This is a genomic window from Chryseobacterium phocaeense (assembly GCF_900169075.1).
Lineage (GTDB): Bacteria > Bacteroidota > Bacteroidia > Flavobacteriales > Weeksellaceae > Chryseobacterium > Chryseobacterium phocaeense.
The window spans coordinates 683,932-708,249 of sequence record NZ_LT827014.1; the positions used below are offsets into that span (position 1 = coordinate 683,932).

At 40.9% G+C, this 24,318-nt stretch carries 14 protein-coding genes; 13 read left to right on the top strand and 1 reads right to left on the bottom strand.

Going from position 1 to position 24,318, the window contains the following annotated elements; translation table 11 throughout:
• Positions 1 to 43: 43 nt before the first annotated feature.
• On the bottom strand, positions 44 to 910 hold the full coding sequence (locus tag B7E04_RS04655; protein WP_080777589.1) for a helix-turn-helix domain-containing protein: 867 nt from the start codon (positions 908 to 910) through the stop codon (positions 44 to 46).
• 242 nt (positions 911 to 1,152) lie between these two features.
• Between B7E04_RS04655 and B7E04_RS04660 the strand changes: the two genes are divergently transcribed.
• The 13 genes from B7E04_RS04660 (at position 1,153) to B7E04_RS04720 (ending at position 24,208) form a co-directional block, all read left to right on the top strand.
• Positions 1,153 to 2,031: an AraC family transcriptional regulator gene (locus B7E04_RS04660; protein ID WP_062651383.1), complete on the top strand. Its 879-nt coding sequence runs from the start codon at positions 1,153 to 1,155 to the stop codon at positions 2,029 to 2,031.
• A gap of 399 nt (positions 2,032 to 2,430) precedes the next feature.
• Entirely contained in the window at positions 2,431 to 5,328 is a 2,898-nt protein-coding gene (locus tag B7E04_RS04665; protein ID WP_185117065.1) for a SusC/RagA family TonB-linked outer membrane protein, read from the top strand.
• A 10-nt stretch (positions 5,329 to 5,338) separates the two neighbouring features.
• Positions 5,339 to 6,964 (top strand): SusD/RagB family nutrient-binding outer membrane lipoprotein, encoded by a 1,626-nt coding sequence (locus B7E04_RS04670; protein ID WP_080777590.1) that lies wholly within the window; start codon positions 5,339 to 5,341, stop codon positions 6,962 to 6,964.
• A 190-nt stretch (positions 6,965 to 7,154) separates the two neighbouring features.
• Entirely contained in the window at positions 7,155 to 8,441 is a 1,287-nt protein-coding gene (locus tag B7E04_RS04675; protein ID WP_080777591.1) for an MFS transporter, read from the top strand.
• 42 nt (positions 8,442 to 8,483) lie between these two features.
• On the top strand, positions 8,484 to 9,455 hold the full coding sequence (locus B7E04_RS04680) for a glycoside hydrolase family 130 protein (protein WP_080777592.1): 972 nt from the start codon (positions 8,484 to 8,486) through the stop codon (positions 9,453 to 9,455).
• A gap of 130 nt (positions 9,456 to 9,585) precedes the next feature.
• Positions 9,586 to 11,817, top strand: a complete 2,232-nt coding sequence (locus tag B7E04_RS04685) for a GH92 family glycosyl hydrolase (RefSeq protein ID WP_080777969.1) — start codon at positions 9,586 to 9,588, stop codon at positions 11,815 to 11,817.
• 32 nt (positions 11,818 to 11,849) lie between these two features.
• A complete protein-coding gene (locus tag B7E04_RS04690) occupies positions 11,850 to 13,277 on the top strand; it encodes a glycoside hydrolase family 125 protein (RefSeq protein WP_062651375.1) in 1,428 nt (475 codons plus the stop codon).
• Positions 13,278 to 13,306: 29 nt separating this feature from the next.
• Positions 13,307 to 15,631, top strand: coding sequence for a PIG-L family deacetylase (locus B7E04_RS04695; RefSeq protein WP_080777593.1), 2,325 nt, complete (start codon positions 13,307 to 13,309; stop codon positions 15,629 to 15,631).
• 79 nt (positions 15,632 to 15,710) lie between these two features.
• Entirely contained in the window at positions 15,711 to 17,858 is a 2,148-nt protein-coding gene (locus B7E04_RS04700; protein WP_139785339.1) for an endo-beta-N-acetylglucosaminidase H, read from the top strand.
• 49 nt (positions 17,859 to 17,907) lie between these two features.
• Complete coding sequence (locus tag B7E04_RS04705; protein ID WP_080777595.1) at positions 17,908 to 20,319, top strand: endo-beta-N-acetylglucosaminidase H; 2,412 nt, start codon at positions 17,908 to 17,910, stop codon at positions 20,317 to 20,319.
• A gap of 192 nt (positions 20,320 to 20,511) precedes the next feature.
• On the top strand, positions 20,512 to 21,387 hold the full coding sequence (locus B7E04_RS04710) for an ROK family protein (protein ID WP_080777596.1): 876 nt from the start codon (positions 20,512 to 20,514) through the stop codon (positions 21,385 to 21,387).
• 4 nt (positions 21,388 to 21,391) lie between these two features.
• Positions 21,392 to 23,662: a GH92 family glycosyl hydrolase gene (locus B7E04_RS04715; RefSeq protein ID WP_080777597.1), complete on the top strand. Its 2,271-nt coding sequence runs from the start codon at positions 21,392 to 21,394 to the stop codon at positions 23,660 to 23,662.
• A 48-nt stretch (positions 23,663 to 23,710) separates the two neighbouring features.
• The gene (locus B7E04_RS04720; RefSeq protein WP_080777598.1) at positions 23,711 to 24,208 is read left to right on the top strand and encodes a cupin domain-containing protein; all 498 of its coding nucleotides are present in this window, start codon (positions 23,711 to 23,713) and stop codon (positions 24,206 to 24,208) included.
• The last annotated feature ends 110 nt before the right edge of the window (positions 24,209 to 24,318 follow it).

Genomic DNA, 24,318 nt, shown 5'->3' on the forward strand with positions numbered 1-24,318 from the left:
AAAGATAGGTCTGTAGAAAAGCAGATTCAATAGATAAAAAGGCTTAAATATTGTACTTTTTTCCCGATGAGTAATTTTTTTTAAAATTCGAAGGAGTGCTTCCTGTTTTATTGGTGAAAAGCCGGTTGAAATAGGCCGGATCTTCGTAGCCAAGGTCATAGGCGATCTCCTTGACCGGTTTATCCGTATAAAAAAGGAGCCGTTTGGCTTCCAGTAAAATCCTGTTGATAATAAGTTGGTTGGGAGATTCCAGATTCAGGCTTTTAAATTTATGGGTTAAAGTTTTCGGAGCCAGGTGAAGGAGTTCTGCATATTCCGCAACATTATGTTTTTTTCTGAAATGAATTTCCAGGTACCGGCTGAAATCCCTGAAAACATCAAGCTCGCTGCCGGGTATTTTGATGATGCCATTGCTGAGGTGCTGTTTCTTCCAGTTCCTAGTGGCCCGTATGATGATCTGTTTTACGTAGGTCCTCATCATTTCCTCGGCAGAAGAATCTTTCCATACCAGTTCATCTTTGATGTGATGGAATAAATTTTTGATCTCGGAAGTTTCCAGATCATCTAGTTCTACAAAAGGTATTTCAAACACATTGTGAAAGAGGAGTCCGTCACAGGCCACTTCCTTGTCATGGATCTGAATACAGTAAAAATCGCGGTTGTAATACAGCAGCATAGATTCTTCTTTTCCTTTTTCTATTTTCAGATGCTGGCTGGTGAGAAAGAACAGGGAAGGTCTGGAAACTTTATAATGATTAAAATCTATGGTAAGTTCATAGCCTTCCGAAATGAAAAGGATTTTAATATCATACCTGAATTGGGTTCCGTTGACTGTTTCCAGGTTTTCCTCGGAGAATATTTCAAGCCCCAGTTTTTTATAATGATCTTCAAAAATAAGCTGCTCCGGCATACAATTACTTTAGTTGAAAGATACAAAAAAGATGGTTTTATCCATTAATCAATAAAATAGATTTATAAAAAAGTTAGTTTTTATAGGATAAATAAGATTTTCATTGCCTTATTTTGCTTTTTGATTTCATTCTTTTAACGAAATCAGAGAAAAAATAAAAATTATATATTAGTAGATTGGTTTTTATTAATTGTATAAAACGTTTTATATTGAATTATAACTTTAATTTCTTCAAAGAGTAGATGAGCAAGCTAGAAAATATTTTGAGAGAAATAACACCGCTATCTCCTGAGGACAGTTTTCTTGTATTTGACAGAATCAAGACATCTTTTGATTTTCCATACCATTATCATCCGGAAGTCGAGATCAATTTTATCATTAAAGGCAAGGGCTACCGCAGATTAATCGGAGACCATACAGGAGAAATCGGCGATATTGAGCTGGTTTTGGTGGGACCTAATCTTCCACACTGCTGGGCCAACCATAAATGCAAGACTAAAAAGACACATGAGATCACCGTGCAGTTTAATCAGGATTTTTTTAAGCAGTCTATGATGGATAAAAATATCCTGAAGCCGATCAGTAATCTGATGAAAGACTCGATCCGGGGAATTTTATTTTCGCAGGAGACCGCTGAAAAACTAAAGGATTCTTTTCTCAACTTATCCAAAATGAACAGTTTTGAATCGTTCATTGAGATCATGAAAATCCTTAATGAACTGGCTATAGCAGAAGACAAAACCCTTTTATCATCATACAGCATAGAGCTCGAAACCTTTGCAGATAATGACAAAATGAAGATTGTACATGATTTTGTCCATAAAAACTTTGAAAGCAAAATTACCCTTCATGATGCCGCTTCACTGATCAATATGAGCAGTGTAACCTTCAACAGGTTTATCAAGAAAAGAACGGGAAAAACTTTTGTAAATTATCTGAACGAAATCAGGATTAGCTATGCTGCCAGATGGCTCATGGAAAAGAACCTGACTGTTTTTGAAACAGCTTTTGAAGCCGGATTTAATAATATTGCGAACTTCAATAAGGTGTTTAAATCCATCAAAAAGACGACCCCCACTGAATTTAAAGAGCTTTTTAAAGGAGTGAAAAAAATCGAGTGATATTTTAGCATAAGTAAATGCATGCACATAAAGATCCGGATCATTGTATCCGGATTTTTTTGATTCGCGTCAGATCAATTTTGATCATGAAATGTTAAAAAAGCACCATGTTTTACCCATTGGGTTTAAAAGCTTGAATCCGGGTACTGGTCTGCAAATCAGTGTATAATCACGGTATTGTGAAAATGACTGAAAAAATAATATCGTTTTATGATAAAATAACATTATATCTGACTGTTAACAAAATTTAGATTTGCTAATATGAATTAAATCTTAACAAAACTTTAATTATTTGATGCAAATATTGCAGAAAAACGAAGATAAATCTCTTTTTAAAATCTAAACAATATTTAAAGTGATGTAATTGATTCTCAAACAAATCTTAATAAAACTAACCTTATGAGAAAAACTGTTATACCGGTTTTATTAGCTATTTCTTTATCTGCCTACGCACAGGAAACAAAAAAGGCAGATACTGCTAAAACAACCAAAATAGAAGAGGTGGTTGTTACTTCTTTGGGAATAAAAAGGCAGGCGCGGTCTCTAACGTATTCGAGTCAGCAAATCGGTGGAGATGAGCTTACAGAAGTAAAAACACCCAATCTTTTGAATTCAATCAACGGAAAGGTTTCCAACGTACAGATCAATAAGACCAATGGTGGGGTTGGTGGATCGGTGAGGGTTGTTATGAGGGGGGATAAATCTACAAGAAACAGCCAGCCGTTGTATGTAATTGATGGTATTCCCATTATTAATAACACGAAAGGGCCAAATGTTGATTTTTTTGCATCGATGCCTGATACAGGAGATGTATTGAGTTCTATTAATCCGGAAGATATTGAAAGTATTAATTTCTTAAAAGGAGCTTCAGCTGCGGCTCTGTATGGTGGTGCTGGAGGAAATGGTGCTGTATTAATTGTAACCAAAAAAGGAAAAGCAGGCAGAAGTAGAATATCTTATAACACAAGTTTAACTCTTGATAAGGCCTACAGTCTTCCTGAGTTGCAGCACAGCTATCTGCAGAGCATTCCTTATGATCCTGCAAATGGGCAGACAGGTTCTCAACAAAGCTGGGGGGAGAAGGGAGCGTCAAAAGACTATCTTAAAGATTTCCTGCAAACGGGAGCTACATGGGTTAACAATGTTTCATTTCAATCAGGAAATGATAGATCCAACAATTTCTTCTCTATAGGAAATACAACTAATAAAGGAATTATCCCGACATCAGTATTTGACCAGTATAATATTAACTTCAGGAATTCAAGTAAGTTTCTGGATGATAAGCTCACCTTAGATGCCAATTTTATGGGATCTTTGCAAAACGGTAAAAATAGGTTGACTCCAGGTTCCTACTATTCTCCATTGGTAAATCTATATTGGTTACCGAGAGGTATTGATTTTGATCAATTTAGCGGTTCAAATTATTCTTATTTAAATAGCAACAGACTGCTTCCTGCTCAAAACTGGTGGGCAATAAAACCGGACGGAAGTTTTAGTGTGGAATCTCAAAATCCATATTGGATTCTCAATCAAAACCCGGTTACAACAAAGAATAAAAACCTTTACAGTGCTGCTACGCTAAGCTACCAACTTAATCCGTGGCTGTCTGCACGAGTAAGAGGAAATTACAGTTATACTACCTCAGATAGTCAGCGTAATGTCGCGGTATATTCTCTACCAGTGTTATTAGGTGGAAATGATAATGGTAAACTTTACAAAGATGTTGTGGAGACTTCATCTACATATGGTGATGCATTGTTAATAGGAAGTCCAAAAATCACAGATGATATTTCCCTGGATTTTACAGTAGGTGGAAGTATTAATACGCAAAGATACACTTCAAGCAGTATTGAAAATAATCTTTTGGTGATCCCTAATTTATTTACACAAAACAATTTGCAGTGGCCTGGTCAGAATGGAAATGGTATTAGCTATTTACAATACAGCACAAAAAAACAGGTACAATCTGTTTTTGCAAGTGCCAATATCGGATATAAAAAATTCCTATACCTTGATGTGACATTTCGAAACGATTGGGATTCCAGTTTAGCTAGTGCCAGTCAAAAATCATTTGACTATGAATCAGTGGGTGTGAATGCTATCATATCGGAAATTTTTAATCTTCCGAAGTCTATTAATTTCTGGAAAATAAGAGGATCCTATGCAAAAGTAGGATTAGGTTTACCTCCCGCCTTTTTAACAGGCTCACAAGTCTATCAGGTGAATGCTGGTACTGTAATAAACCCTGCTTCCTCTCCTGTGACTAATCCTGCCTTTTCTGATCTTTTTCCTAAACCGGAACTTAATGAAACTTTTGAAGCAGGTACAGAGCTAAGGCTTTTCGATAATCGTTTAACTTTTGATTTCACCTATTATAACTCAATTGTATCAAACCAGTTGCTCCAGGCTATTGAAATCTCTTCAAATTTAGGATTTGGAACAGGAAGATTTGATATAAATGCAGGTAAGATTCAGAATAAAGGTTTTGAATCCAGCCTATCCTACAAAATATTCGGTGGTGAAAAATTTGGATGGACAACAACAGTTAATGCATCTGCAAATAAAAATATTATTAAAGAGTTATTCCCTTCCAGCTTAAAGTTGTCGGATGACAAAACCTTTGTATTAGCAGGTGGTGGATATAACAGGTTAAAAGTAGGAGGTTCGTTTGGTGATATTTACGGATCAGTATTCAAAAGAGATGGTGAAGGTAGAATCATTGTGGATGCAGATGGCGTTCCGTTAAGAGATGAAAACCAGGTACAATACCTTGGGAATCCGAATCCTAAATTTATTCTTGGGTTTAACAACTCATTCAATATAGGGAAATTGGGAATCAGCTTCCTTATTGACGGTAAGTTTGGAGGGAAAGTTTTGGGTTATACACAGGCTAAAAATGATCAGTTTGGGGTAAGCCAGGCTACGGCAGATGCCCGTGATAATGGAGGAGTAAGCATCCCAAATGCGGTATATGAAAATGGAACCCCTTATACAGGGCTAACTGATGCTGAAAAATACTATTCAAAAGTGTCTGGATCTATTGATGAACCATATATGTACAAAGCTACAGCAGTACGTTTAAGGCAGGCATCAATTTCATATACGTTTGACATCCGTTCAAAATATATGGAAAATGCTACAGTAAGTTTGATTGGAAGCAATTTGTTCTTCCTCTACAAAGATGCTCCATTTGATCCTGAACAAGTATCCGGAGTTAATCCCGGAGGTGTAGGGATCGATATGTTTGGAATGCCAATTACCAGATCAATTGGTCTATCATTAAAAGCTAACTTCTAATTTTAACAAAATGAAAATATCTCGTATTAAAATAATATCATTCAGTGCGCTTATGCTGTTTTCTGCGTTAAGCTGTACGAGTGAATTTGATAAATATAATCAGGAATACATCGGAGGACCTGAAAATTTTAATGCCGATTTTACTCAAATCGTAAATCCTTTAAAATTGATGCAGAGAAATCAGCAAAGCTCTACCAACTGGATCTATCAGCTGCAAACCAACCTTAATGCAGATATGTTCAGTGGTTTATTCAGTACAGCTACACCTTATAACGGAGGAAGAAATAATACAACTTATTTCATGATGGATGGCTGGAATGAGAGAGTTATGATGACACAGCTGGAAGATGTTTTTGATAAATCAAAAGCTATTAATACTGTGATACAAAAAAACTATCCTGGTATTGACTTCAAGGCATCACTTGCTCTGACTAAAATTCTTAAAGTAATTTCTGCCAGTAAAGTGTCAGATGCCCATGGCCCGATTATTTACAGTAAGTTTGAAACTCCTAATTCTGCAGGGATTACTGATTTTGATTCACAGCAGGAAGCGTATAACAACTTTATCACAGATTTAACTTCAGCCATATCAGATTTACAGCAAACGCCTGGTACAGAAGATAAAGCGGTTATCACTAAGTCAGACCTTATGTATGGAGGAAACCTTGTAAATTGGGCAAAACTGGCTAATTCTTTAAAGTTAAGATTTGCTATGAGAATCAGTTATGCTGATCCTGCTAAATCAAGACTGTATGCAGAACAGGCTTTGGCCTCTCCGGTAGGGTTTATTGATGAAAACTCTTCAAATGCTCTAATTAATTATGGAGGAGCATCTCCTCTCAGCGATATTATCTATTCCTGGGGTGATTGCAAGATCGGAGCTCCGTTAATGTCTTATATGAATGGGTTTAATGACCCTAGAAGATCTGCTTATGCTAAACCCGCTACCGATCCTACTGTAGCCGGGCAATACATTGGAATAAGACAAGGGGTTGATATGGGAGGAAGTAAGGACCGTTATGGAGACTTTTCCCAGCCAATTGCAGCATCTGCTACCGGAGACTATTTTTCCAACAGTAACGGTAAAAATAAAGTATTTACTGCCGCAGAAATTTGGTTCTTAAAAGCCGAAGCGGCTATCAGGGGTTACGCCGGAGCGGGTGATGCAGGAACAAACTATAACAAAGGGATTGAAATGTCATTTGCAGAATGGGGGAAAAGTGCTTCCTATGCTACGTATATTGCAGATGCTACTTCAAAAGAAGCACCATATATTGATACTAAAAATGCATCAAACAGCATTCTCGCAGGAAGCCCGATGCTAAGTACCATTACCATTAAGTGGAACGATGGTGATACCTTCGAAAGAAAACTAGAAAGAATCATGACCCAGAAATGGATCGCTATCTATCCTGACGGTGCAGAGGCCTGGGCAGAACAGAGAAGAACCGGATATCCGGTTATTTTCAAAAATGTCCTGAATGACAGCCAGGGAACCATCAGTACTGATGCTATGATCAGAAGAATACCTATCCCAACCAAGTATAGAAATAATACCCTCAACTATGCACAGGCTCTGCAATACCTTGGAGGTCCTGATACAGGAGGCACTAAACTGTGGTGGGATAAAAAATAATAAGGGGTAAGCAGAACAATTAAAAGATAAAGAGGCCATCTCAAAAGTTAGATTTAATTTGGTTTTTTTTCATTCCGGCGGAGAAATCTCAGATACACGTTAGTTTTAGGATTCTTCAATTTTAGTTTCGTTTCAATTTGGGAATGATGCTTTTGGGTGGCCCTCTTTTCTTTAGTATTTTAGTTTGAATATGGGAAACAACAGCTCTGAAACACGTTCGGTAAAACCGATCTTCTGGATATCAACATTATATTTTGCAATGGGAATCCCTTTTGTAACCATTAATGCAGTTTCCGGGATTATGTACAAGGATATGGGGATTTCAGATTCCAGGATCACATTCTGGACCGCTCTGATTATGTTTTCCTGGACGTTGAAACCGCTTTGGAGCCCTTTTCTGGAGATCTACAAAACAAAAAAATTCTTTGTTGTAGCTACCCAGTTTGCCATAGGAATACTGTTTGCACTCATTGCATTAAGTTTACCGATGCCGGATTTTTTCAAATACAGTATCGCTCTTTTTGCTGTTGTGGCATTTTGTGGTGCAACCCATGATATTGCTGCAGACGGAACCTATATCAATTTTTTAACGAACAAAGAACAGGCAAAATATATCGGCTGGCAGGGAGCTTTTTACAACCTGGCGAAGATTATCAGCAGCGGAGTTCTGGTTTATTTCGCAGGAGTTTTGGAGAAAACACAGGGAGTGACCAATGCCTGGATGATCATCATGGGAATTTATGGTCTTCTGTTTTTTGCTCTGGCTGTGTATCATTATGCGGTTTTACCCAAAGAAAATAAACAGGAAAAGCAAACCAAAAAAGCAGGGAATGTCCGTCAGGAGCTGCTGGAAGTGATTATCTCTTTCTTTAAAAAAAAGAATATCATGTGGGCCGTACTCTTCATTATTCTTTACCGTTTTGCAGAAGGTTTTGCCATTAAAATTGCCCCTCTGTTCTTCAAGGCGCCGAGAAGTGCGGGAGGGCTGGGATTATCCACATCAGATATAGGACTTATTTATGGGACCTACGGTTCAGCTGCGTTTATTTTGGGATCGGTACTGGCAGGCTATTTCATTGCTGCAAGAGGTCTTAAAAAGTCATTGATCTGGCTGTGCTCTGCCTTTAATATTCCGTTTGTAGTGTATGCCTTGCTGGCTTATTTCCAGCCCGCAGAACTACTTCCGGTAGGTGTTGCAGTGGTCGTGGAATATTTTGGCTACGGGTTTGGATTTGTAGGGCTGATGTTATATATCATGCAGCAGATTGCGCCTGGTGAGCACAAAACGGCTCATTATGCATTTGCAACAGGCATTATGAACCTTGGGGTAATGATTCCCGGAATGTTCAGCGGGATGATCAGCGACTGGGTAGGATATAAAATATTCTTTATCTGGGTGTTGGTAGCTACAATACCTGCATTTATTGTGACATGGCTTGTTCCGTTTTCCTATCCTGAAAAACTAAAAGAACACTAAATCATTCATTAAACATAGTAAACAAAAAGTAAAAAATACTTTATGACATTTCAACCAGCAAAGATCCCCTGGCAGGATCGTCCGGAAGGCAGCCATGATATTATGTGGCGTTACTCTGCAAATCCTATCATCAACCGATATGCGATTCCTACATCCAACAGCATTTTCAACAGTGCAGTGGTTCCTTTTGAGGATGGGTTCGCAGGCGTTTTCCGCTGTGATAACAAAGCGGTACAGATGAATATTTTTGCAGGTTTCAGTAAGGATGGAATCAATTGGGAGATCAATCACGATCCTATTGATATGCAGGCCGGAAATACCGAAATGATAGAATCGGACTATAAATATGACCCCCGTGTTGCCTTTATAGAAGACCGTTACTGGATTACATGGTGTAACGGATACCACGGACCTACCATCGGGATCGCCTATACTTTTGATTTTAAAGAATTCTTTCAGTGTGAAAATGCATTCCTGCCTTTCAACAGAAACGGAGTCCTTTTCCCTGAAAAAATAGACGGAAAATATGCAATGCTCAGCAGACCTAGCGATAACGGGCATACCCCTTTCGGAGATATCTACATCAGCTACAGCCCGGACATGAAATACTGGGGTGAGCACAGATGCGTGATGAAAGTAGCCCCTTTTGAAGACAGCGCATGGCAGTGTACGAAAATAGGAGCGGGACCTGTTCCTATCAGAACGGAAGAAGGATGGCTGCTGTTTTACCATGGGGTAATCAATACCTGCAGAGGATTCAGATATTCTATGGGAGCGGCATTGCTTGACCTTGAAGATCCGTCAAAAGTACTGTACAGGACAAAACCTTACCTGCTGGCTCCTGCAGAACTCTATGAACTTACAGGAGATATTCCGAATGTAGTTTTCCCTTGCGCAGCGCTTTCAGAAGGAGATAAAGTAACAGTATATTATGGCGCGGCAGATACAGTGGTAGCCATGGCATTCGGATATATTTTGGAGATTATTGATTTTATGAAAAACAATTCACTGTAAAAGTGATTGAAAACGAAGAAAATAAGTTAGCAAAATTTATTTTCCCGCTTGTTGAAACCCTGATTAAGGCTTTTATATTGTGAAATAAACCCTTATCTTGAAGAATTTTTAAGATTTCTGTATTATGATTATGAAAAAAGAACTTCTTGTATGTTTACTGACTATCCTGTTTTCAACCGGCGGAAATGCCCAGAAACAGAAAGATATCCTTTCATGGGTTGATCCTTTCATTGGGACAGGCGGCCATGGCCATACCTTCCCGGGAGCCACCACACCGTTCGGGATGATCCAGCTGAGTCCGGATCAGAATACCAAAAGCGGTGACTGGGACTGGTGCTCAGGATATCACTATAGCAGTAAAACCATCATGGGTTTCAGTCATAATCACCTTAGCGGAACGGGTTGGGCAGATCTGGGAGATATTCTCGTGATGCCGACAACCGGGAAAATAAAGATGCTTCCGGGTTCTGAAGATAAACCTGAAAGCGGCTATCGGTCTACATTTACCCATGATAAAGAAACCGCATCGCCTGGGTATTATTCCGTGATGCTGGATAGTTATGGAATTAAAGCGGAATTAACGGCTTCCCCACGGGTAGGATTCCATAAATATACCTTCCCAAAGAGTGAAGAAGCCAATGTGATTATAGACCCTACAAATAAAATTTTCGGAAATATTTACCACACGCTGGTAAGCATCGAAGGAAACAATAAAATCAAAGGTTACTGCTACAGCAACGGCTGGGGAGGAAAACGATTCGCTTATTTTGTGATGGAATTTTCCAAACCTTTTAAATCTTACGGAACCTATTCGGAAGGAAAGATTAAAGAAAACGAAAAAATTGCGCTGGCCAAAAATGCCAAAGCGTATGTAAGATTTTCCACCCAGGAAAACGAAAGCATAGAAGTAAAAGTTTCCCTGTCTCCGGTAAGTACCGAAGGAGCACAGCAAAACTTTGATGCCGAAGCAACGAACGTAGATTTTGCTAAAGCTAAAGAAAACGCTCAAAACACCTGGAGAGACCTGATCAGCAGATTCCAGGTAACAGGCGGCACAGACGACCAGAGAAAAATTTTCTACACCGGAGTCTACCACACCTTCATTGCCCCGAATCTTTATATGGATACCAATGGAGATTATGTGGCAGCACAGGAAAATATGAACACCAAATGGTTCACCAACTACAGCACGTATTCCTATTGGGATGGCTTCAGGGCAACGCATCCGCTACTGACCATTATGGATCAGAAACATACAAAAGAATTTGCCAACTCCCTGATCAGCAGGTATACCGACCGCAAAGATCATATGCCGATCTGGGAATTATGCGGATATGATAATTTCTGTATGCTGGGATATCACAGTGTATCCGTGATCTGGGATGCTATTTCCAAAGGAGTGCCGGGAATTGATCACGAAAAAGCTTTTGCTGCGATGAAAGATGCTTCATTAACCGATAAAATGAGCAGCAGCGATGGGGGCGGAGGCCTTAATGATTACATTAAATTAGGCTACACCCCATCAGAAAACGGAGCTTCGGTTTCCGCAACCCTGGAATATTCCTATGATGACTGGTGTATCCAGCAGCTGGCTGAAAAACTGGGTAAAAAAGAAGATGCAGAAGTGTATAAGAAACGTTCAATGAGCTTTCTGAATACCTTCAACAAAGAAAATAATCACTTCTGGCCAAGACAGAAAAACGGTCAATTTATTCCGGATTTCAAATTAAACGACTGGAAAAAACTACAGCCGCACTGGGTTTCCGGAAATATCTGGGCGTATGATTTCTTTGTTCCTCACCAGATCGATGAAATGATGAATCTGTACGGCGGGAAAAAAGGCTTTGAGGAAAAACTCGATAAAACCTTTACGGAAGCTTTAAATATGGAAGGAGAGCAGCATGTGGATATTTCAGGATTCATCGGATCTCTGGGATTTGGTGATGAGCCGGGGCATCATGTTCCTTACCTGTATAACTATGCAGGAAGTCCATATAAAACCCAGAAAATGGTGAAATTCATCCGTGATAATATGTATGCCGCAAAGCCGGACGGAATTGTAAACAACGAAGACTGTGGCCAGATGTCGGCATGGTATATTTTCTCATCATTAGGATTTTATCCTGTGGCACCGGGGAAACCCGTATACGCGATCGGGGCACCGCAATTCCCGAAAGTATCCCTGAAACTTGAAAACGGAAAAACCTTTACCGTAACTGCTGATAAAATTTCAGATAAAAATATCTACGTTCAGAAAATGTTCCTGAACGGGAAAGAATTCAAAAGCTGGGAGATCAGTCACAGTGATATTATGAACGGCGGTGAACTGAAATTTGTAATGGGAAGCAAGCCTGTAAAATAAACCAAGTAAAAAATAACGAAACAAAAAGTATAATGGAAAGGAGAGACTTTATAAAGACAAGTGCACTGGCAGGAGCGGGATTGATGTTTACCCAGAATGTTTTTGCGAAGACATTAAGTGTAGAAGAATTCCCTGTGGTACGTGTTCCAAAAGATAAAAGACATTTTACCAGTGAAGCGGTAGAAAGTGCAATTGCAGCTTTTAAGAAAAAGGTAAAAAATAAAGAACTGGTCTGGCTCTTTGAAAACTGTTTTCCGAATACATTAGATACTACTGTTTTCTATAAAGAAACGAACGGAATTCCGGATACCTACGTTATTACAGGAGATATTGATGCCATGTGGCTCAGAGACAGCTCTGCACAGGTTTTTCCTTACCTCCAGTTCTCTAAAAAAGACGAAAAATTACATAAGCTGATCTCAGGCGTGATTCACAAACAGACGGAATTCATCCTGAAAGATCCGTATGCCAATGCGTTTTATAACGACGAAAATAAAATAAGCAAATGGAAAGAATATGATCACACGGATATGAAACCCGGGATTCATGAAAGAAAATGGGAAATAGATTCACTGTGCTATCCTATCCGTCTCGCGTATCATTTCTGGAAAACAACGGGTGATACCAAACCATTTGACACGAACTGGCTGCAGGGAATTAAACTGACTTTGCAGACGTTTAAAGAGCAGCAGAGGAAAACGGACCTTGGGCCTTATAAATTCGAGCGTACAACGGCCTGGGCTACAGACGGAATCCCGATGGGAGGTTACGGTTACCCGACAAACCCTGTCGGATTAATCAATTCCATGTTCCGTCCAAGTGATGATGCTACGATCTATGCATTCCTGATTCCATCCAACTTATTCGCCGTAGTAAGCTTACGCCAGGCGGCAGAAATGGTTTCGAAAATCAAAAATGAACAGACACTGGCCCAGCAGCTCAACAGCCTTGCCGATGAGGTGGATGCAGCTATCAAAAAATACGGAATCTATGATCATCCGCAATATGGAAAGATTTATGCTTTTGAAACCAATGGATTCGGAAGCTACAACCTGATGGATGATGCCAACTGTCCGAGCTTGCTTGGATTACCCTATCTGGGCGCAGTGAAAGCAGATGATCCGGTGTATGTGAATACCAGAAATTATGTATGGTCAAAAGACAATCCATTCTTCTTCAAAGGAAAGCTGGCTGAAGGAATCGGCGGACCTCACATTGGTCTTGACATGATCTGGCCAATGAGCATCATTATGAAAGCATTGACCTCCAATGACAAAAAAGAGATCAAATGGTGTATAGATACCTTACAGAAAACCCATGGAGGAACCGGATTTATGCATGAATCCTTCCACAAGGACAATGATAAGAAATTTACCAGAGAATGGTTTGCGTGGGCGAACACGCTGTTTGGAGAGCTGTTATGGGAAACCTTTAACAAGAACCCTGACCTGCTGACTTAGCGGACTGATAACACCAAATCCCTAACGTAATGGAAAAGAACAAAACTTTTACACCCGTAGAGCAGTCATTTTTAAATGACGTTCCACGCAACAATAAGGTGAATGTTCCCTATATCGTTGTAGATAACTTTCCGAATTTAGGAATGCTTACCGCGCTGAGGTTTCTGGAATGGGTTCATGATAACCCAGCCGGAGTCATCAGTCTTCCTACGGGTAAAACGCCGGAATATTTTATTTTCTGGACCAAACATATCCTTGAAAACTGGGCAAGCAATAGCATTATTGAACTCAGAAAAAGACACGGACTGTTATTTGAAGATAAACCGTCACTCGCAGATCTTCATTTTGTCCAGATCGATGAATTTTATCCTATTCAGTCATCACAGGCGAACAGTTTTTACCATTACGTTAACAAATATTATATCGAAGTTTTCGGGCTGAAGCGGGAAAATGCTTTGTTGATCAGTTCCAATGAAATTCCTTTAGCTGAAGGCAGAAGCTTCGAAGAAGTTTTTCCGGACCATAAAGTAAATCTGGAGCTGAGATACCGTGAAGCTCTGAATCCCGCGGAAAAACTGCAGAAAGAATCCATCTTCCTCATCGATAACTGGTGCTCGGACTATGAACAGAAGATCCGTAATCTGGGAGGAATCGGCTTTTTTCTGGGCGGAATTGGTCCCGACGGGCATATTGCATTCAATATCAAAGGCTCCGATCCTTATTCCACGACAAGGCTTACGTCTACAAATTTTGAAACCCAGGCTGTTGCAGCAGGAGATCTCGGAGGCATAGAAATTTCAAAAGAAAGACTGGTGATCACCATCGGTCTGGAAACTATTACGTATAACAAAAATGCGGTGGCTATTATTTTCGCAGCGGGAGAAGCCAAAGCTCCCATGATCAAAAATGCACTTGAGCTGCCACCATCCAACCTGTATCCTGCATCTGTGCTGGCCAGCCTTCCGAACGGGAGATTCTACATCACTTTGGGAGCAGCAGGAATGCTGAGTGATTATATTGATGATTATTACCGTTCAGGCAAATGGTCACAGGAAAAAACAGACAAAGCCGTGATGTCCCTGACCCGTAAACTGAACAAATATGCAGAACACCTCACTCTTGAAGATCTAAAGGAAGATCCGTATACCCGTCTTATTCCAGATTTTGGGGAGCATACGGTTCAGTCTGTCATTGATTCCATTAACGGGAAAATCAAAAGAGGGACAGAAAGGCTCAGCAGTGAAGTGTTTTACCACACAGGGCCGCACCACGATGATATTTCTTTAGGATTGCTGCCATACATCCACTATCAGTCGCGTAATGAGACCAATGTATCTCATTATTCGGTGCTTACATCAGGATTTACGGCGGTTACCAATACATTTTTAATCAGAATCCTTACTGATGCGCTTTCCTTTATTCAGAAAGGGGAAGTAGAAATGCTTCAGTATCCGGACTTTTTTGAGGAGGGATATAAAAATAAAAAAGACAAAGACGTTTACCATTACCTGATCAATATTGCTTCCGGGAATGCTTATGAACGCTCCAGGGCTGTTTCACACAGGATGGTAAGGAATATTGTTGAGCTCTGGAACCTGAAAAACAGGACGGATCTGGAAACCATGATCACCGAAATAATCAAGGCGGTCAATTCAAGCTATGACGGCCAGAATCCCGAACAGAAGATCCAGACGTTGAAAGGAATGATCCGGGAGTATGAAGAAGAGCTGGTTTGGGCTCATTTTGGAGTACGCACGAAAAACGTCCATCATTTGAGACTGGGATTTTACACCGGAGCCATTTTCACAGAAAAACCAAACAGGGAGAGAGATGTAATCCCGATCCTAGAGCAGCTGAGGCAGATCAATCCTACCGTGATAAGCCTGGCATTTGATCCGGAAGGCAGTGGTCCCGATACCCATTACAAGGTTTTGCAGGCCATTGCAGAAGCCGTAAGGGAATGGGGGAAAGAGAAAGACCTTTCAACCATTAAAATCTGGGGATACAGAAATGTCTGGTACCAGTTCAATGCAGCAGATGTTACCCATATTTTTCCGGTATCGCTGAATGCCATGAGCACCATGGACGAAAGCTTTACCAACAGCTATATGAGCCAGGTAGATGCTTCTTTTCCAAGTTACCGTTACGATGGAAAATTCAGTCATCTTTCCATTCAGACCTGGGTAGAGCAGCTGAAGGATGTGCAGCTGGTGTTAGGAAAACCCTATTTCTATGATCATGAAAGTCCGCGTCTCAGGGCAACACACGGCCTGCTCTTTTTCAAAGAAATGGATGTGGAGGAATTTCTGAAATCTGCACGCGAGCTGGAAAAATCTACAGAAGGGGCATTTTGATCCGGATAATACTGTCAATTTAAATTTCAAGGATGATTTAGATAACACCATACCAAAAACAACACTTAAAAAAGCCATTATGAAAAAAGCCATTACTTTATTGATCGTAATGATCATGCACGCTATCCCTGTGCTGAATGCACAGCAGCTTAGTCCTACGGGAATATGCTATGTGGAAGTAAACAACAACAACCTCCTGAATGCAGGATCTTACAAACTGCAGACTTCTGGTAAATATTTGTTTAATGTCGTCAATATTTTTGCGGCCAATATCAATTACGATACAGGCCGCAGCAGACCTTACCTGTACTGTAACAATAACGTTACAAAAGTACTGACCAATGCAGCTACCTACATCAAGCCGCTTCAGGACAAAGGAATAAAGGTAGTATTAACGATCCTTGGAAATCACCAGGGAGCAGGACTTTGTAACTTTCCTACCCGTGAAGCCGCCAGGGATTTTGCCCAGCAGCTTGCCCATACCGTAAATACGTATGGTCTGGACGGAATCGATTTTGATGATGAATATTCAGATTACGGACAAAACGGGACCGGCCAGCCGAATGCCAGTTCTTTTGTGATGCTGGTACAGGAACTAAAGGCTTTGCTGCCCAATAAACTGATCACATTCTACTATTACGGACCTGCAGCTTCCAGACTTTCATGGAACGGACTGAGGGTAGGAGATTATGTAAACTACAGCTGGAATGCGAATTACGGAACTTTTTCTGCACCGAATGTGCCGCCGCTTACCAAAGCACAGATCTCTCCTGCGGCTGTATGGATGGGAAATACGTCCAATTCTACTACAACCAGCCTCGCTACGCAGACCAAGAACGGGGCATACGGAGTATTTATGTGGTATGACCTTCACGGAACCAACGAAACATCCCAGCTTTCAGCGGGAACTCAGACGCTGTACGGAGAACAGACGGTCTTAAGCACGCCATTACAATCCTGGACACAAGGAACTAACTGTGATGCTCCGATAGGATTATTTACCAGTAATCTAACGGGAACAAGTGCCAAACTGAACTGGTCGGCAGTGGGAACCAATACATATGATGTAGATTATAAATTAGCAACTGCTGCCACATGGACCAATGCGGTGACCGCTACTACGGCTACTTCAGTTACCATATCAGGATTAACAGCCAATACGGAATATGATTGGAGAATCAGAACGAACTGCAGCGTAAAAAGCACCTATATTTTTGCGCCAAGATTCAACAGTGGTTCCGGGACGACAAATCCTTCAGGTTCTACCGCACTTTCTTTAGACGGAAGCACTGAATCAGGAGCAGCCGGAAACCTTAATTTAAGCGGGTCCGCACTATCTTTTGAAGGCTGGATCAAACCGTCATCTTTTAAATCAGGTTCGCCTTTTATTTCATCTCTTTTTGGAACGGAAGTGAGCGACAGTAATACAGCACTGCTTCGATTGGGAGATGCCAATATTGCGAATAACAAACTTCAGTTTGTGTTAAGCATCAACAATGTACAGCAAAAACTGACTGCTGCGACCGCATTGAATGCCAACACCTGGTATCATGTGGCGGCTACCTATGATGGTTCATCGATGAAAATTTATATCAACGGAGTTCTTGATGCAAGCAAATCCCAGACGGGATCTGTTAATTCCAACGGGGCATTCTATGTAGGATATTCGTACGCCACTTCCAGAAATTTCAACGGGAAAGTTGATGAGGTGCGTGTCTGGAAAAAAGCATTAAGTCAAACGGAAATCAGCCAGAATATGTGTAATGTAACGGTTCCGGCTACCTCTCTTGCGGCGTATTGGAAATTTAATGAGGGAAGTGGTTCTTCGGTTCAGGATAGCTCAGGAAACGGAGTGACGTTAACTCTTACCGGAGTTGATGCTTCCAACTGGGGAGCGGATGTGCCTTGCACAGGAACTCAAAAAGCTTCATCGGCAGCAAAGATTCAAAACTCTGAAAGTTTGGAAGAAATATCCGCTAAAAAACAAATCAGATTATCCCCGAATCCTTTAAATGCTTCTTCTCCGCTTACTATTTCTGTGCCTGAAGAATATAGCGAGGGAAAACTCACAGTTTATAATTATAACGGACGTCCTTTGGATACCAAAACATTGAAGGCAGGAAAAAACCAGTATGATTTCTCAAAGCTTACCATGGGAAATTATATCATCCGTTTTGAATCTCAGGACGGAAGCTTAACGCAGACTGAAAAATTAATGATAAAATAAAAACTGATCACCGGGCTCCGGTCCGGTGATTTTAAACTAAAACAATACTATGAAAAGAAAATCTATCCTTGCTGCCCTGATCCTGCTGATCGTTCATGGGACTTCCATGCTTAAGGCGCAGCTTAATCCTCTGGGCATATGCTATGTGGAAGTAAACAACAACAATATGCTGAATGTGGGATCTTACACCCTGCAGAATACAAACAGACAGCTTTTTGATGTGGCGATCATCTTTGCAGCCAATATCAACTACGATGTCTCCAAAAGCAGGGCTTACATCTCCAGCAATAATAACGTGACGAAAGTATTGAATGACGTCAATACTTACGTTCGTCCATTACAGCAAAAAGGAATTAAAGTACTTCTGGATATTCTTGGAAATCACCAGGGAGCAGGAATCTCTAATTTTCCGAACAGGGAAGCCGCCCGTGACTTTGCTTTGCAGATTGCCCATACCGTGTATACCTATGGTTTGGACGGTGTAGATCTCGATGATGAATATGCAGGCTACGGAAACAACGGAACAGGGCAGCCTAACAGCAGTTCTTTCGTTATGTTGTTACAGGAGCTTAAACTTGCCATGCCGGATAAGCTGATCACTTTTTATTATCTGGGACCAGCCACTTCAAGACAAAGCTACAATGGTGATATGGCCGGAAATTATATCGACTACAGCTGGAATGCGTATTATGGAACTTATGATGCACCTTCTGTACCGCCACTTACCAACGCTAAGCTTTCTGCAGCAGCTACATGGATCCGAAATACAAATCCTCAGTCTACTTCTGCAACCACCCTTTCAACTTTGGCAACAAACACTATGAATGATGGGTATGGCGTATTTATGTGGTATGATCTTAACGGGGTAGATAATGCAAGCTATTTAAGTACGGGATCCAATATTCTGTATAACGAAAATACCGTGCTTACAGGTTCTTTATACTCCTGGAGCCAGGGAGCAGCATGTGATCCTCCTCTTGGGCTTGAAACCGCTAATCTTACCGGAACTTCAGCTACCTTAAAATGGACTTCTAGCGGTTCTGCAACGTATAATATCGATTACAAACCTGCCAGTTCAACCACATGGATTAATGCCGGGACTAATTATTCAGGAAACAGCATTGTCATCAATGGTCTGACGCTGAATACGGAATATGACTGGAGAATACAGTCCAATTGTTCTGCAACCCTGACGAGCACGTATTTGTTCGCACCGAGATTCAACTCGGGAAACGGATGCGCAATGCCGTCAGGCATGAAATCAGAAAGCTTTCTTGGGACAACCACTAAAGTATCGTGGGATGCAGTAGCAAGCGCATCTGCTTACAACTTACAGTATAAAACAGCAGCAGCGACGACTTGGACGGATGTTCAGAATATCTCTGCCAATTCTTACACATTACCGGGCTTAACTGAAAATACCAATTATGTATGGAAAGTACAGGCAGTCTGCAGTGGATCAACAACCAGTTCGTACAGTGCCGAAACGTCTTTTAACAGTGGGTTTGCTCCTGTACAAAGTCCTGGGGCAAGATCACTTTCCTTCAATGGAAGTACCCATTATCTGAATGCCGGACAATTTAATTTAAGCGGTAATGCGGTGAGCTTTGAAGGATGGGTAAAAGTAAATGCTTTTAAAACAGGTTTTCCTTACATCTCATCAGTAATGGGAATTGAAGTGGGAGACAGTAACTCTGCAATTCTCAGATTCGGGGACGGAAACCTGGCGAATAATAAACTGCAGTTCATCCTGAGTTTCGGATCATCACAGGTAAAGCTTAATGCGGCCACAGGATTGAATACCAATACGTGGTACCATGTAGCTGCTACCTACGACGGAGCTTCAATGAAAATTTATATCAACGGCAACCTGGACGCAAGTGTAGCCGCATCAGGGAACTTTACGGCTAACGGAATTCTTTATCTGGCCAGAAACTATGATAACTCACGTACCCTGAACGGATTCCTGGATGAATTCAGAGTTTGGAAAAGAGCACTGACCGCCACGGAAATTCTTGCCAACAACTGCAATGTAGCTCCCAATGCATCTGGTCTTGAAGCCAACTGGAAAATGAATGAAGGAAGTGGAAACGGAGCTTTGGATGCTACGGCGAATACTCATTTTGCAACGCTGATCAATATGTCTGCTACCAATTGGAGAACAGATGTAGCCTGTGCAGCACCTCTATCGACACAGGATCTTGCTTTTGCCAGAGAAAATGCAAGCCAGGTATACCCGAATCCTGTAAAAAAAGGAAGTAACATCCATTTTAAGATCAATGACCATACCGCCACTGAAATCGTATTATACGACATGACAGGAAAAGTAGTCATGAATCAGAAAATTGATAAAAATGATACAGTCATCAACACCCAGAAACTATCTGCAGGAACCTATGTTTACAAAATAAACGCAAAGGAGAAAACAGTACAGTCTTCCGGAAAAGTGGTTGTAGAATAAAAGAATTAATCCTCAGTGGAAAATAAAAAGTAGAAATAAATTAGGGGATTTTATTAAGGCAGACAGGAGGCGGTTTCGCTTTCTTGTCTGTCTGTTTTAATAGTAAAAAAGAGTTTTACATCTTAGGAGGACACACGTCTGATATCTGATGTCTGACATCTGATATCTGGCTAAAAATAACATAACAGTATCATGCAAAATATAGTAGGAATAGACATTGGAGGTTCGCATATTACCATGGCTCAGGTAGATCCGGAGAAAAGAGAGATTATAGCTTCCACACATGTAAGAGAACATGTAGACTCTTTTGGAGACCGGGAAGCCATTTTTTCCGCCTGGATCTCTGCCATTGAAAAAGTAACCCATAATCTGGTTAAGGAAGATCTTCTGATCGGTATTGCCATGCCTGGCCCCTTCGATTATGAAAACGGGGTATCACTGATGCAGCAGGGAAAATTTATCGATATGTATCATGTTAATATTAAAGATGAACTGGCTGAAAGGCTCAGAATTTCAACAACGCAGATTCATTTTCTGAATGATGCGGGAGCTTTTCTTGAAGGTGAAGTTTTTGGAGGCTGTGTACAGGATTATAACAGGATTTTCGGGGTTACGCTGGGGACAGGCCTGGGCACTGCCTTTTATAATGGAGAAACAGCTTCAGATGAAGACCTGTGGGATTCACCTTTTAAGGATTCCATCAGTGAAGATTATCTGGCCACACGCTGGTTTGTCAATCATTACGCAGCATTAACTGAGAAAACAATATCCGGAACAAAAGACCTGCTGGATGAGCCTGAAGAGATGCAGACCATCATATTTGACGACTACGCAGATTCTTTTGCAGAATTTATTGTGAAATATGTAAAAAACTATAATCCGGAAGTTCTGGTGATCGGCGGAAATATCGCAAAAGTCTATCCTTACTTTAAAAACAGGTTAAATCAGCACTTAACAGCGCATAAGATTAACCTTCCTATTAAAATTTCCGCTATTTTTGAAGATGCGGCCATTCTTGGTGCTGCAGGCTATGCATTAAAGAAAGCCAGGATCAATTTAACAAAATGATATCATGAAGTCTCTATTTTCAAGTTTTTTTATTCTATTGAATGTCTTTGCGTTCGGGCAGGGAATTTCTCCGGCAGATTACGTCAATCCTTTAATGGGAACCCAGTCCAAACCGTCTTTGTCCAATGGAAATACCTATCCCGCGATAGGCCTTCCGTGGGGAATGAACCTCTGGACTCCGCAAACGGGTAAAATGGGTGACGGATGGGCCTATACCTATGACGCAGACAAAATAAAAGGGTTCAAGCAGACCCACCAGCCCTCTCCCTGGATGAATGACTACGGCGCCTTTGCCATCATGCCGGGAGTCGGAAAATTAAAATTTAAGGAAGAAGAGCGTGCCAGCTGGTTCAGCCACAAAGCAGAGATGGCAAAACCATACAGCTACAGCGTTTACTTGGCGGATATCAATGTGACAACAGAGCTGACTCCCACAGAAAGAGCCGCTTTTTTCAAATTTGATTTTCCAAAAACAGACAGCGCATACGTTGTTATTGATGCTTTAAATAAAGGGTCTTACATTAAAATCCTTCCTAAAGAAAGAAAAATTCTGGGCTATACTACTAAATATTCCAGAGGAAAATATACCAATTTCAAAAACTATTTTGTCATTCAGTTTGATAAAGACTTTGATTTAACCACCACCTGGAAAGACACTGCTTTTGTCAAAAACCAATTGGAAATTACAAGTGATCATGCCGGAGCAGTTGTTGGATTTAAACTGAAAAATAAAGAAAGCGTTTATGCAAGAACAGCTTCCTCATTCATCAGCTTTGAACAGGCAGAACTGAACCTGAAGCGGGAAATCGGAAGCAGAAACTTCGAACAGGTAAAAACGGATGCCAGAGATATCTGGAACAAAACTTTAAGCCGGATTGAAGTGAAAGGAGGAACGGATCAGCAGATGAGAACATTCTATTCATCACTGTACAGAACCTTATTCTTCCCTCAGAAATTATACGAAATTGATGGCCAAAACAAAATAAAACACTGGAGCCCTTACAACGGAAAAATATTGGATGGCAGAATGTTCGCCGGAACCGGATTCTGGGATACGTTCCGCGCATTATATCCTTTCCTGAACCTTGTTTATCCAAATATGAATGTGGAAATGCAGGAAGGGCTGGCCAATACCTTTAAAGAAGGAGGGTTTTTACCGGAATGGAGCAGTCCCGGATATTCCGATATTATGATTGGAAATAACTCCGCTTCAGTGGTTGCGGACGCTTACATAAAAGGCCTTCGCGGTTATGATATAGAAACCCTTTGGCAGGCGGTAAAGCATGGAGCCAACAACGAAGGTCCCATTGATGCAGTCGGCCGCAGAGGCGTGGAATATTACAATACGCTGGGGTACGTTCCTTACGATGTGAAGATCAATGAAAATGCAGCCAGAACACTGGAATATGCTTATGATGATTTTGCTATTTACCAACTTGGAAAAGCTTTGGGGAAACCCGCTTCGGAAATTGATATCTATAAAAAGAGAGCGTACAATTACAAAAATATGTTCGATCCGGAAACAGGCCTGATGCGCGGTAAAAACAAAGACGGAAAATTCCAGTCGCCGTTCAATCCTTTTAAGTGGGGCGATGCTTTTACAGAAGGAAATAGCTGGCATTACACCTGGTCCGTATTTCAGGATATTGATGGTCTGTCTCAATTGATGGGGGGCAAAAAGAAATTTGAAGCTAAACTGGATGAGGTGTTCTCGCTTCCACCGGTGTTTGATGACAGTTATTACGGAAGTGTGATCCACGAGATCCGCGAAATGCAGATTATGAATATGGGCCAGTACGCCCACGGAAACCAGCCGATCCAGCATATGATTTATCTGTACAATTATGCCGGAGCCCCATACAAAACACAGTACTGGACAAGGCAGGTGATGGACAAGCTGTACTATGCTACTCCGGATGGCTATTGCGGAGATGAAGACAACGGACAGACTTCCGCCTGGTATGTATTTTCAGCTTTAGGATTTTATCCGGTAACGCCGGCTACCGATCAGTATGTTCTGGGAGCACCGCTTTTCAAAGAAGCTGTGATCCATTTGGAGAATGGTAAGAAAATTGAAATAAAAGCACCGGAGAACAGTGCAGAAAATCTATATGTAAAATCATTGAACGTAAATCTTCGGTCTTATTCTAAGAACTGGCTGAGCCACAAAGAACTGATGAACGGAGCCGTTCTGGAATTCAAAATGGACAGCAAGCCGAATAAAGAAAGAGGCTCGCAGGAAAAAGATTTTCCCTATTCAATGTCAAAGGAATAAACAGGACAAACTTTATATTTTAAAATAATTAAGAAAAGGATACAATTTATGAGTGCAGAGAAAACAGAAATATTTGATAAAGTAGAAAAAATGCTGGTCGCACAGGGCTTTAACATTGCTGCAAAAGACAATACAAGGCCATGGGGAGGCTTCTTCGTGATCGATGAAAACCAGGCGCAGGATTTTGCGAATCAGTATTTTGACGGAATTGATGTAGAAAGCCTGAAAATAGGTGGAAAACTTAGCCCTAAAATCCTTCTTGTTGCTCCCAATGCCCGCCTGAGCTGGCAATATCACCACAGAAGAGCCGAGATATGGCAGGTAGTGGATGGTACGGTTGGAATTAAAACAAGCAACACGGATGAAGAAGGAGAACTGAAAGAATATCATCCAACAGATCAGATCAAGCTTCAGCAAGGAGAAAGACACAGATTGATCGGTTTGGAAAGCTGGGGTGTTGTAGCGGAAATCTGGCAGCATACAGACGCTTCCCATCCATCAGATGAAGATGATATTGTAAGAGTACAGGATGATTTCGGAAGATAATTCCTTATGGTATAAAAAGTAAAAACAGCATCGATCCGATGCTGTTTTTTTATTTATTTCTCGCAGATGGAGCTGATTATGCAGATTTTAAATGTAGGGATCAGCCTGAT